Genomic DNA, 11,927 nt, shown 5'->3' with positions numbered 1-11,927 from the left:
AGCATGGGAAATGAACCGGGAGGTGGTTCTGAACCCGGACGAAAAGTGAACAATTTTTTTCAAAAAAAAGCGACATCTCTGTTGACATAAAGCGCTTAAGGTGCCTCCGGACGATCGAAAATACTTAAGTGACTTTGCCTTATGGCTTATTGGTACTGATAATCATTGCGTGTTTTTTTATGAATTTATCGCTTTGATTATTTCTGCAGTTATTGGGCTTTTTGCATATTGTTTTTCAAATAAAAACCTAAAAGAGGATTATGTTAAAAATATAATTTCTGCTTATTACGGTCTTGATATCTATATCGAAATGGTTTCGGTTGAAAAAAAGTTGTTCAGAATAACGTTTTTTAGTAATGCCTGGATTATTTTTTTATTTGTTATTTGGCTTGTGTTTCAACATTATATTAATTATGATAAATTTATCGTTGATATAGTCTTTGCTGTGATTCTTTTTTTCTCTTATTTGGTTTTGACTCTAATATATGACACAAAAAAGCACTTAAATAATATTTATGTGCAAAAGAAAAAGTGATTATTTTGTCTTTTTTTTGATAGTTATACTTAATAAGCGAATAGTTATATATAGTACTGGATAGAACTAGCTCTATTTCTTCTGATGAAGCTTCGTAGTGCTACCTGCCTTTACAGCCCTCTATTTTGACTACTAACAAAATCCCGTCTTCGCCACATACCCAGAAATTCTTATCTTTCAATGCATTAGAAGGGAGGCCAGTCCTCTCCTGAAACACGACTCATCATCCACGCACCATTGACCGATCCGTGAAAGCAGAGTTCTACATTGCCAGGCGGTTCGCCTTCAAGCCCCGCTCGCTGTCGAAGCCGACGTTTATTGTGCTGACGGCTGTGGTCGGAATCGCTGTGGGGACGGCGGCGCTCATTCTGACGCTGTCGATTGTCAACGGATTCGCGTCGGTGATCGAGGGCAAGCTCATCAGTTTCTCCTCGCATCTTCAGGTGCGCCAACCGGACGAGCGCATTTTCCTCGAAACCCGCCGCGACCTCCAGACGCTGAAAAGCGTACCGGGCGTCGCGACGGTGTCACCATTTCTCGAAATGAACGTGATGCTCCGAAGCCGCGCCGGAAGTGGCGATGCGGGTGGCAACATCGTACCGGCGATGATTCAGGGGATCGATCCGCGCGTGAGTTCGCGCTTTCTGCAGAACGGTCCGGCGTTGCTCGAAGCGGCGTCGGCGTCGGCGGAGAGTCCGCTGCCGATCCTCGTCGGCAAGACGCTCGCCCGCAAGCTCGGCGTTAAGGCGGGCGACCGGCTGATGATCGTCGGCATCGCAGCCAAAAACGGCGCGTCCGCCATCACCGGCAGCGAGAGCGTCATCGAGCTGCTGTCGAGCCTCGACCTGCACGTGGCGCGAGTTGCGGGCATCTACGACACCGGCCTCACCGAGGGGTTCGACGACATCGTCGCCTTCGCTGATCTCGCGCGGCTCCAGCGCATCTACCATCCCGGCATGATTTCGGGCTACGAAGCCAACGTCTCCGACCTCAGCGACCTGCAATCGATCTCCGCGAACGCAGCGGCCCGGCTCGGCTATCCCTTCTACACCTACACCGTTTACGAGCGCTACGCCAACCTCTTCGAGTGGCTCAAGCTCCAGCAGAACATCATGCCACTGCTCATCATCACCATCACCATCGTGGCGGTGTTCAACATCGTTTCGACGCTCTTGGTGCTCATCATCGAAAAGACCAGGGAGATCGGGATGCTCTCCGCGCTTGGCCTCGAACCTCGCGCTGTGAGCATGGTTTTCATGGGGCAAGCGTTCATGATTTCGCTGGTCGGCATCGGCCTCGGCAACCTGCTGGCGCTCGGCCTGTCGCTCTTCGAGCTGCGCTTTCACCTCATCACGCTGCCGGAAAAGAGCTACTTCATCCGCCACGTGCCGCTCGAAATCGACCCGCTGCAATACCTCGCCGTGTCGGCGGGCGTGGCGGCGCTGACGCTGCTCTTCGCTTTTATTCCATCGCGCGTGGCCGCCTCGCTCCGGCCCAGCACCGCACTGACCACGTGAGGAGGAGCCGATGAAAGCAGGCATCTGGATCGCCGGGCGCTACAGCTTCGCGCGGAAGCGTTTCCGGGTCATCAACATCATCTCCGGCATCAGCCTCGCGGGGATCGTCGTCGGCGTCTCGACGCTGCTCATTGTGATGAGCGTGCTGAACGGTTTCCAGAAGCTCGCCCGTGACCTCTTCACAACCGTCGAGGGGCCGGTGCAGATCGCGCCCGCACGAGGCCGCTCGCTGGTGGTGAGCGACTCGCTGCTCGCGGCTATCCGCAACATCGAGGGGATTCAGACCGCGCACCCCTTCGCGGAGGGGCAGGCGATCATCACCGCGTCGGGCAAAAGCGAGCTAATCATGGTTCGCGGGCTGACCGCCGAGGCGCAGCGCTATTTGATGCAAACGACGTCGAACCGCCAGCCCTACTTTTCTGAAGGCGGCATTTCGGCGGGCAATCTGCTTGCTGAACGGTTGCGGCTTTATGCCGGCCAGCCGGTGCGACTTTTCAGCCCGGAGCTGATTTCTGCGGGCCTGCAAGCCCTTTCGCAACCGGAGCTTATGCCTGTTTTGTCGATGAGCGACGCGCGAGTCCAGAGCAGCTTTTCGCTGCAAAAGGTGTTCGACGACCGCTACGTGCTCGCGCCTGTCGAGATGGCGCAAAGCATCCTGCTCTTCGGTCGGGGACGCTACTCAGGCATCGACATCCAGGGACGCACGGGCGTGAGCGACGAGGCGCTCGAAGCGCGGTTGCGGCAATGGATCGCGGCAAACGGGCTGGCGCAGGAGCTGCGCGTGCTGACGCTCGAGGAGCGGCACCGCGACATGTTCGCCGTGATGCAGCTCGAAAAGTGGGCGAGTTTCGCCGTGCTGATGCTGGTGATTCTGGTGGCGCTCTTGAGCCTCGGCGGATCGCTCGCCATGACGGTCATCGACAAACGACACGAGCTGTTCTACCTGCGCTGCCTCGGCCTGGAAAGGCCGCAGTTCATGACCATCTTCATCGTCGAGGGCGGGCTGACGGGGCTTGCGGGCACGGCGCTCGGCTCGCTTCTGGCGTGGATCGTCTGCACGGCGCAGGAGCTGTACGGCATCGTGCAGCTCCCGTCGAAAAGCGCCTTCATCATCAGTGCCTACCCGGTCAGCATGAAGCCCGGCGACTTTCTCGTCGTCGGAGTGGCGGCCATCCTCTTCACCCTGCTCGTCAGCCTCTATCCCGCAGGCAAAGCCGCCGCCATTGCGACGAGCCGGTCGCTTGAAAACAAGATGGAGTGAGGGAGATTTTTCGATTCCATAGTAAACGAACGAAGCGAAGAAAACAGTACTGCATTCAGGAGGGTTTTAACCCGACGGACATATCGGGTTTTTACATTCACATTGCCCCGGCTTTCAAGCCGGGGGCTAAGTTTGTGACGAGCTGTTTTCCGGAGAGATAAAAGATCAGGGCAACCGCAAGGGATTGCCCCTACAAAATATGGTGACAACAATCAGAGCTGTTCGTTATCCTCACTCCTTCGTGAACTCTTCCTTGCCCGCGCCGCAGACGGGGCACATCCAGGTGTCGGGGAGATCATCAAATGATGTTCCTGCCGGGATGTCGCCTTCCGGGTCGCCGGTTTCGGGGGTGTAGATGTAGCCGCAGATCGTGCACTTCCACTGTTCCATGGTGTCGAAAAATTTGGTTGTTTGGTTCGGTCAGAGTTGTGATTTGAATTTCGTGAACTGCTCTCTCGGACGATTGCAGACCGGGCAGGCCCAGTCCTCTGGCAGCTTTTCGAAGGGCACGCCGGGGCGGATGTTCGTTTCGAGATTACCCTCCGCGGGATCGTAAATGTAGCCGCATTCGGCGCACATCCACGTTTGCCGGTCGGTTTGTTCCGGTTCGTTCTCTTTGACGTTCATGGGCGTATCTCCTTTTGTTTCAAAGCCGTTTTCTGAAAGCCACCATCGTCGAACGCAAAAAGCCGTGCGCTTCATAAAATCGCTGGGCCGGGAGGTTGTCGCCGTCGGTTAGAAGCGTAATTCTGCCGTACCCTTCGGCGCGCGCCCAGCGGCAGGCGTGATCGAGCAGCATGGCTCCGATGCCCTGGGCGCGCCACCCCGGATCGACGATCATGTCTTCGAGCATCGCCACCTTTTTGCCTATCGCCGTGCTGACCATATTCAGCAGCGAAACCATGCCGACAATGCCCTCTTCGGCTTCGCACACGAACACCGTTCCTGCCGCCGGATCGCCGATAATCATGCCGAGACCGGTCTCCTGTTTTTTCGGGTCGGGCGTAAATTCGTGTTCCTGGCTGAAAAGAATGTTCAGCAACCGGGCGCAAGCCTCGATGTCGCTGGGTTCTGCAATGCGGACAGTCGGCATAACAACGGAGTTTTGGTGAACGTTCACGTTTGAATGCTATCGAAAAACCTCGAAAATAGCAATCTAATTAAAGGCGTTACGAGCAAGGAACGGCTGTGTTGTGAAACTTTGCCGCCGTCTGCATCAGTTATTGATATATGAATATTTTACAACATCACTCAACGTTTCAGCTATGTTCAAGAACCTTCTACGAAAATACTTCCAGACCTCCGGGCCGGGCACCGTTCCGGAGGTGGATGTTTTGAGATATTGCGGTACCTGGTATGAAGTCGCCGCCATTCCCGGCAAGCAGCAGCGCGGCTGCGCCAACACGAAGGCCGAATACACATTCGACGCCGTGAAAGGGCAGGTGATGGTGCGTAACTCCTGCAAGCGCAAAGGCCGAAAGGCCTCGATCCGGGCGACCGCCGTTCCGGTTGCGGGCAGCGGCAACGCCAAACTGATCGTCACGTTTTTCCGATGGATCAAGGCCGATTACTGGGTTGTCGGGTTGGCTGAGGACTACTCGTGGGCGCTGGTTTCGAATCCGGACGGATCGCGTTGCTGGATGCTGTCGAGAACGCCGTACATGGACGAAACGCTCTACCGGGAGCTGCTCGACCAGTTGCGCCTGAAGGGCATCGATACGTCCAGGCTGGTGAAGACCTCGCAGGGGTGAGGTCTCGCACAATCGCCGGATTAATAATGATTGACATTGAACAACCATCGGTGCTCTTTCGTAAGAGGACGGCCACAAGAGCCGTCCCTACAGTTAAGAACGACAGATTTTACCCAGGATAATCATGTTCAAGGTTCGTGTGCGGTATTGATCCCGACAAATCGGGATTCGCAGTGACGGGAATTTAATTGTGGGCAAGTCCGACAGGCTGTTAGCCCGGTCGCGCTTTCGATCCGGATTGTTAAGATATTACCGGATTTGGAACAATGGGCGGTTCGGGGATATTTTGCCGCCTCGACTTTCGCTCATCAGTAACCTTGTTCCGACAGCATGGATGCGTTCTGGCTCTCTTTCGCGATGATTTTTCTAGCCGAGCTTGGCGACAAGAGCCAGCTTCTGGCCCTCGCCCTTGCGACCTGTTACAGACCGCGCACGGTGCTGTGGGGCATCTTCTGGGCGACGCTCGCTGTGCACGTTTTTTCGGCGGGCATCGGCTGGCTGATGGGCGATTTGCTGCCGACCGACTGGATCACTTTTGCCGCCGGGCTTTCGTTCATCATCTTCGGATTCTGGACGCTGCGCGGCGACAGCCTCGACGACAATGACGAGGCGGGGGAGTGCAAGGTCGGCGTCAATCCGTTCTGGCTGGTTTTCACCACCTTTTTCATGGCCGAACTCGGCGACAAAACGATGCTCTCTACCATCAGCCTCGCAACGACCAATCCCTTCATTCCGGTCTGGATCGGCTCGACCATCGGCATGGTGGTGTCGGACGGTCTTGCCGTTCTTGTTGGCCGATTGATGGGCAGGAACCTGCCCGAAAAAGCGATCCGCATCGGAGCTTCCGTTGTCTTCTTTCTCTTCGGTGGCTGGTGGATGTACCAGGGCGGAGCGCAGTTCTCACGTCCGATCTGGGGCGGCGCAACGCTGCTGCTGATCGTGGCCGCGCTCTTCTTTTTCCGCGACCTGACCGGCAAACGCAGCAGCGCGGCGTGAGTTGGCGATGAGTTACGAGGGCTCCGCCTCCGCCGTCTCGAACGCCGGCACAAAGAGCGTGCCGCCTCCGGACGCGGCTTCGAGCGTGACCTGCCAGAAGGGGAGCCAGCCGGTGGTCACAATCTGAATCACTACGTCGCTTCGCCGGGGCGCGATCTGTTCCTGCGTCAGCGCCGATTCCGGATGTTCCCACCGCGCGGCGATTTCAGCGGCCTCCTTCTTCAGCTCGGCTTCGAGTTCCTCCTGCTGGTGCTTCAGCTCCTCGATGGTTTCAATCGACTCCTCGATATCCGCCCTGGCGTTGGCCGTCATGCGGCGGCGACTCATGGCGCTGCTCAGGCCGCGCGTGCTTTTTCGTCCGAGGAAAAAGCCGAGCACGGTTTCGCCAAGTCCGATCAGCTCACCGGCCTTCCGGTTCTGGTGCTCGGCCTCGTCCTGCGCCAGCTCGCGCTCCTCTTTTCTGATCTTGTCGGCAATACGTTCGAGCTGGGTGGCGTACTTTTTTTCAAGCGCATCGACCTCGCGGTCTCGCTGTTCACGCGCGGCCTGTTGCAGGCGGATGGTGAAATCGCGCTCGCTCTCGTCGTCGCTCCGGAACAGGCCGGTCGCCGGGTGGATGGTGACGGGCATACGTTCGCGCCGGTAGAACCAGTCCGAGAGCGAGCGGCTGCACGCCGAGAGCTTGCGGGCGTTGCCGAGCGTGTCGGGCAGCGCTGCGAATCCGGCGGCTCGCGTGTCCGGGCGATCCGAAAGCTCCTCCTGCGCGGCGGCGAGCGGCTGGCTTTTCTCCCAGTCGGGAGTGCCCGCGATGTCGATCTCCGTGCAGGCGAGCACGATGCGGCGGCTCTGGCTGACGCCGCGCTTTTTATCCACGAAATCGACCGATGCGCAACCGATCAGCGCCGGTTCGTAGAGCAGCTCCGCCGAAGCAGGTGCTCCCTTTGCGCGCCGGGCGAGTGCCTCAGCCGGATCGATGGTGGCCGGGACGAAGAGCTGCGTGATCGATGGATCGAGTCCCGGCGGAACGGCGGAGTATCCCGATGGCAGCGTCGTCGCCGCGACTGGCGCAGAAGCGGATTCGGCGACGGTCGCGGTCGCGGTTCGGGGCGAGGCCGCCGGAGGCTGGGCGGGCGAGCCGTTTTTGCGCCCGGCCATGAGCGTTTTGATCTGCGGACGGGTCATCGGGCCGGAGAGGAAGCTCATCGCCCAGCGGGTCTGGAAAATTACCGGGCGCTCCTCGTGCACGTTGTGCATGAGAAAGACGCGCTTGCCGAGCTGGCTGATGACCGCGTCGAAATCGAATCCGGCGTCCCGGCCGCCCGCAGCGCTGATGGCGCTTTTCAGCCCTTCGAGCACGCGCGCCTTGTCGCGCTCGGCCTGCAATTTGCCGATGAACCAGGTGCCGGTGTTGGTCAGCGCCTTGTAGTCCAGATCGACCGGGTTCTGCGTCACCAGCACGCAGCCGACGCCGAAGGCGCGGGCCTGCTTGAGCATCGTCATGAGCGGGCGTTTCGAGGGTGGCTCGGCGACCGGCGGCAGGTAGCCGAACACCTCGTCGAAGTAGAGCAGCGCCCGGAGGCTGGAGGTGCCCTGCTGCGAGCGCGTCCAGGTCAGCACGTTTTCGAGCAGCAGCGTGACGAAGAACATCCGCTCGCTCTCCGAGAGGTGCGCGAGCGAGAAGATCGCGACCCGTGGCCGCGCGTCGGCGGTGTAGAGCATCGAGGCGATGTCGAGCGACTGGCCGGATAGCCAGCTCTGGAAGGAGGGCGAGGCGAGCAGCGCGTTGAACGACATGGCCAGCTCGAAGCGCTCTTTTTCGGGATAAAACGTGTTGAGGTCGAACACACCGATCTGCCGCACGGGCGGGTTCTGGATGGAGCCGATCAGCGTGGCCAGGTCGAGGTCGGTGCCCGCTCGCCAGAAGTGCTCGAAGATGGCGGAGAGCAGAATCGATTCGCGGCTCTTGACCGGATCGGCGTCGATGCCGACCAGGCCGCTGAGGGCGCTCACCGTGCCCGCGATGCGTTCGCGGATCGTTTCGGCCTCCGTGTCGAAATCGAGCTTTGGAGCGGCGAGGCTGCCGAGGATGTTCACCGGAATGCCCGCGTCGGAGCCGGGGGTGTAGATCGTAAATTCAGCAGCAGCTTGGAGTTGGCGGATCCGCTCCGGAGCGATACCCCAGTCTGCCAGCCCGTTTTTCCACATCGAGGCGGTCGAGGCGGCCAGCTCTTCCGGACTCAGCCCCTTGCGACGCGCTTCGTCCTGGTCGATCCACGGCAGGAAATCGTCGGGCGAAAGGTTGGGGAACTGCAAGAGCAGATTGGTCATGTCGCCCTTCGGATCGACCAGAATCACCGGCACCTTGTCGAGCGCCGCCTCTTCGAGCAGGTCGATGCAGAGGCCGGTCTTGCCGCTGCCGGTCATGCCGACGCAGACCGCGTGGGTGGTCAGGTCACGGGCATCGTAGTGCACCGGACGCTCAAGCCGCTCGCCCGATTGCAGGTCGTATTCCGCGCCGAGATAAAATGAGCCAAGCCGCTCTTCGGGAGCTTTCATGATTCCGGTATCTTTGATGTTAACGATGCCCGCAGCATTAGAAAATAACGATATTAGTTCCGATCTTTTCAACAATCGCGTACTCCATCGGACGGATGAAAACAGAAGTCACTCTTGTCGAATCAATGCCAAAGATGCCTGAATCCCAAGTCATGGCGAGCCATCCAGACTCGTCGGGACACGATACCGCGCACGAATTCTGACCCTGATGATCTCTGCGGGTTATTCCCGACTGTAGGGGCGCAGCCCTTGCGGCTGCCCTTTTGTACCAGAACGACGAGAGCTTTTTCCATCGCAATCAGCGATACCGCGTATGTTCATGGAAAGAAGCGAAGCTGCGCGGCAATCCATAACGAATCGGCGAAGTCAGCAAAGATGGATCGCCACGACCCGACAGGTCGGAACTCGCGATGACGATTATCCGTCATTTTTATCATGAAAGAGATACGATGACCAGACTCCTTGAACTCAGAGACCTCTCGTTCGGCTACGACAAAGGCTCGCCGCCGGTTTTCGAGCGCCTGTCGCTCGATGTCGCGATGGGCGAGTTCCTCATCATCAAGGGGCCGTCGGGCAGCGGCAAGTCAACCTTGTTGCGTCTCATCTGCCGGTTGAACACGCCACGCTCTGGCGCGATCCTCTTCCGTGGCCGCAACACGGCGGAGATTCCGCCGCCGGAGCTGCGCTCGAAAGTGACCTACGTTCCGCAGATTCCGCAGATGATCGACGGCACGATTCGCGACAATCTGCTGCTGTCGTTCGCCTTTGCGCAGGGGGCGCAGAAAAAAGCGCCGGACGACGCAACGCTGGAGCGGATGCTCGATGCGTTTTATCTGCAAGGCGTCACGCTCGCTCAGTCGGCAAGCAAGCTTTCGGTTGGCCAGAAGCAGCGCCTGTCGATCATGCGGGCCATCCTGAACGAGCCTGACGCGCTGCTGCTCGACGAGCCGACCTCGGCGCTCGATGCCGAAAGCGCCGCGATGGTGTTCTCGATCATCGAGCGGCTCAACACCGACGAGGGCAAGACGGTGCTCATGGTCACGCACAGCGACTACCAGCCCGACGTCCCGCAGGCGCGAAGCTGCACCTTCCGCAACGGAAACCTCGAATGCGCATGAACCAGATCATCGAAATCTCGATTCCGCAGCTCCTGCTGGCGCTGCTCTTCATCGTGGTTGCGCAGGCCACCTCCTTCGTTCACAAGCTCGGGCTGAACCGGGACATCTCCATCGGCACCGTCCGCACGGTCTCGCAGCTTTTCGTGATGGGCTACGCCCTGACCTTTATCTTCGGAGCGCAGAATGTCTGGCTGACGCTCGGCATTTTCGTGGTGATGGTCTTTTCGGCGGTGTTCATCGTGCGGGGCAGGGTCAGGGAGAAGCAGATCGCCTACGAAATTCCGACCTTTCTGACGATGCTGTCGAGCTACTTTTTGACGGCTTTGTTCGTCTCGTGGCTGGTGATCGGCGTCGAGCCGTGGTGGGAGCCGCGCTACTTCATTCCGACCGCGGGCATGGTGATCGGCAACTCGATGTCGGCGCTGGCGATCTCCATCGAGCGCATGTTCTCGCAGATGCGCCAGCAGCGCGAGCTGGTCGAAATGAAGCTCTGCCTCGGCGCGAACTACAAGGAGGCGAGCCGCGACATTTTCAAAGGAGCGGTCAAAGCTGGCATGATTCCCTCGATCAACGCCATGATGGGCGTCGGCCTGGTTTTCATTCCCGGCATGATGTCCGGCCAGATTCTCGCCGGAGCCGACCCGCTCACGGCCATCCGCTACCAGATTGTCGTCATGTTCATGCTGGTCGGATCCACCGCCATGAGCACCATCATCGTCACCCACATCATCCGCCGCCGCTGCTTCGGCGAAAGCGAAGAGCTGGTTGTGTCGGCGGAGTGAACAGGTTGACAAAACTACCTCCGGTACGAACACGATTGCACTAATCGAAATTTATCCTTATAATATTTGCAGATTATGCAACGAAGTAACCCCTGACTTCCGTTTTATGCATAAAAGCTGGAAAATCAGCACTGAGTTTGTCACGGCAAGTCGATTCAAGAAATTCGCATCGAATCACCCACGAGAGTTTGCCGCCTGCGGCGCAAATCTTGAACGCCTGCTGGCCGATTTGCAGTCCGGGATTTCGCTTTCAGTGCTGGCGCAGAACCTTTCGTTTTTCAGGTCTGAGCGGGAAGGATTGTACAGGATCGGGCAAACCAAAGTGCCGGGAGCGAAAGAGAGCCGCCTGTACCTCTATCCCGACGAGGCAGGCATGATGATTTATCTGCTCGACATCGGCACAAAGGAGTCGCAGCGGGAACAAAGGAGTCGCAGCGGGACGACATCGCATCGGCAAGAAAAGCCATCCGGGAAATCCGGCGGCAACTCGATTAATGGTAATCAGATAGAATATTATGGACAAGCAGCGATTCAGCTCGGCAGCAGAGGCGCTTGCCTCCATCGTTGGCGACGATACCGTCAAGGATGCGATTCAGGAAGAGGTTTGCAAAACCCCGTTGATCGATACCCTTGTTCGGATGCGGATGCAAAAAGGCATCTCGCAGAAGCGCCTCGCCGAACTCATGCAGTGCACACCGAGCAAGATTTCACGTCTGGAATCCTCGACGGACGACACCCTGAAACTCAGCGACATCAAGGAGTATGTTCGAGCGCTGAGCATCGGCATGAGCATCGTGTTGGAGGACAATGATTTGCCCGTCGCCGACCAGATCAGGCAGCACGTATTTTCGATCCATGAAAAACTTGAGCGTTTGGTGAAGATTGCCAATGAGGTCGATGGCGATTCGGAGATTATCGGAAAGATCAATCAGTTTTACGGCGAAGTGCTTTTGAATTTTTTAGTGAAATTCGAGTCAAGCCACTCGAAGTTGCGCATGGTTGTTGAGCCGGAGAAAAGTAGCGAGACGGAGGTCATGCTCGAAAATAGCAAAGAACTGGTGGTGACGGCGGAGTGAGGCGGGATGCAGTGCATTTAGGACTGTTTCAAAAAAAATATCAACCTTTCTTTTAGAGGAATTAGTATAGCATAATTATCATCAAACCTGGAATTTTATGGTATATAATCCAGATAAACACCATCGCGAATCGATTCGACTAAAAGGCTATGATTATTCCCGTCCTGGATTTTATTATGTCACGCTTTGCACACAGGATCGTGAAAACAGATTCGGTGTGATAGTAAATGATGAAATGCTTTTAAATCTCTATGGGATATATTCCCCGAAGCTCTGCTTCGTTAAAGATAAAAGTGTAATAATTGAGCACATATATTCATAAAAGTCATAATGTA

12 protein-coding genes are annotated in these 11,927 nt (G+C 57.2%); 8 read left to right on the top strand and 4 right to left on the bottom strand.

Going from position 1 to position 11,927, the window contains the following annotated elements; all coding sequences use genetic code 11:
- The first annotated feature begins 100 nt into the window (after positions 1-100).
- The 3 genes from EST62_RS10050 (at position 101) to EST62_RS10040 (ending at position 3,313) form a co-directional block, all read left to right on the top strand.
- Positions 101-535 (top strand): hypothetical protein, encoded by a 435-nt coding sequence (locus EST62_RS10050; RefSeq protein ID WP_129051950.1) that lies wholly within the window; start codon positions 101-103, stop codon positions 533-535.
- 248 nt (positions 536-783) lie between these two features.
- Positions 784-2,052 carry an FtsX-like permease family protein gene (locus EST62_RS10045; protein ID WP_129051949.1) on the top strand — a complete coding sequence of 423 codons (1,269 nt, stop codon included), beginning with the start codon at positions 784-786 and terminating at the stop codon, positions 2,050-2,052.
- Between the two features lie 10 nt (positions 2,053-2,062).
- The gene (locus EST62_RS10040) at positions 2,063-3,313 is read left to right on the top strand and encodes an FtsX-like permease family protein (RefSeq protein ID WP_129051948.1); all 1,251 of its coding nucleotides are present in this window, start codon (positions 2,063-2,065) and stop codon (positions 3,311-3,313) included.
- Positions 3,314-3,544: 231 nt separating this feature from the next.
- On the opposite strand, the gene EST62_RS10035 is transcribed toward EST62_RS10040, so the two are convergent.
- From EST62_RS10035 to EST62_RS10025, 3 genes are read right to left on the bottom strand one after another with little or no spacing between them, the layout of a single operon-like run.
- Positions 3,545-3,703, bottom strand: a complete 159-nt coding sequence (locus tag EST62_RS10035; protein ID WP_129051947.1) for a rubredoxin — start codon at positions 3,701-3,703, stop codon at positions 3,545-3,547.
- A gap of 30 nt (positions 3,704-3,733) precedes the next feature.
- Positions 3,734-3,940 carry a rubredoxin gene (locus tag EST62_RS10030; protein WP_129051946.1) on the bottom strand — a complete coding sequence of 69 codons (207 nt, stop codon included), beginning with the start codon at positions 3,938-3,940 and terminating at the stop codon, positions 3,734-3,736.
- 19 nt (positions 3,941-3,959) lie between these two features.
- Positions 3,960-4,406, bottom strand: coding sequence for a GNAT family N-acetyltransferase (locus tag EST62_RS10025; protein WP_167599296.1), 447 nt, complete (start codon positions 4,404-4,406; stop codon positions 3,960-3,962).
- A gap of 172 nt (positions 4,407-4,578) precedes the next feature.
- Here EST62_RS10025 and EST62_RS10015 point away from each other — a divergent pair, with 172 nt between their 5' ends.
- Both EST62_RS10015 and EST62_RS10010 read left to right on the top strand, forming a co-directional pair.
- Positions 4,579-5,064 carry a lipocalin family protein gene (locus EST62_RS10015; RefSeq protein ID WP_167599295.1) on the top strand — a complete coding sequence of 162 codons (486 nt, stop codon included), beginning with the start codon at positions 4,579-4,581 and terminating at the stop codon, positions 5,062-5,064.
- Between the two features lie 330 nt (positions 5,065-5,394).
- Entirely contained in the window at positions 5,395-6,060 is a 666-nt protein-coding gene (locus EST62_RS10010) for a TMEM165/GDT1 family protein (RefSeq protein ID WP_129051945.1), read from the top strand.
- A 12-nt stretch (positions 6,061-6,072) separates the two neighbouring features.
- On the opposite strand, the gene EST62_RS10005 is transcribed toward EST62_RS10010, so the two are convergent.
- A complete protein-coding gene (locus EST62_RS10005) occupies positions 6,073-8,616 on the bottom strand; it encodes a helicase HerA domain-containing protein (protein WP_129051944.1) in 2,544 nt (847 codons plus the stop codon).
- Positions 8,617-9,065: 449 nt separating this feature from the next.
- Between EST62_RS10005 and EST62_RS10000 the strand changes: the two genes are divergently transcribed.
- The 3 genes from EST62_RS10000 to EST62_RS09990 all read left to right on the top strand — a co-directional run bounded on the left by EST62_RS10000 (position 9,066) and on the right by EST62_RS09990 (position 11,592).
- A complete protein-coding gene (locus tag EST62_RS10000; protein ID WP_129051943.1) occupies positions 9,066-9,734 on the top strand; it encodes an ATP-binding cassette domain-containing protein in 669 nt (222 codons plus the stop codon).
- A complete protein-coding gene (gene fetB / locus EST62_RS09995) occupies positions 9,731-10,516 on the top strand; it encodes an iron export ABC transporter permease subunit FetB (protein ID WP_167599297.1) in 786 nt (261 codons plus the stop codon). The genes EST62_RS10000 and fetB overlap by 4 nt, the downstream gene beginning before the upstream one ends.
- Positions 10,517-11,031: 515 nt before the next feature.
- Complete coding sequence (locus EST62_RS09990) at positions 11,032-11,592, top strand: helix-turn-helix transcriptional regulator (protein ID WP_129051941.1); 561 nt, start codon at positions 11,032-11,034, stop codon at positions 11,590-11,592.
- Positions 11,593-11,927: the final 335 nt, after the last annotated feature.

Source organism: Chlorobaculum sp. 24CR, assembly GCF_004118635.1.
Classification (GTDB): domain Bacteria; phylum Bacteroidota; class Chlorobiia; order Chlorobiales; family Chlorobiaceae; genus Chlorobaculum.
The sequence above is the reverse complement of the archived record's forward strand: the minus strand, read 5'-3'. Positions and strand labels throughout refer to the sequence as shown.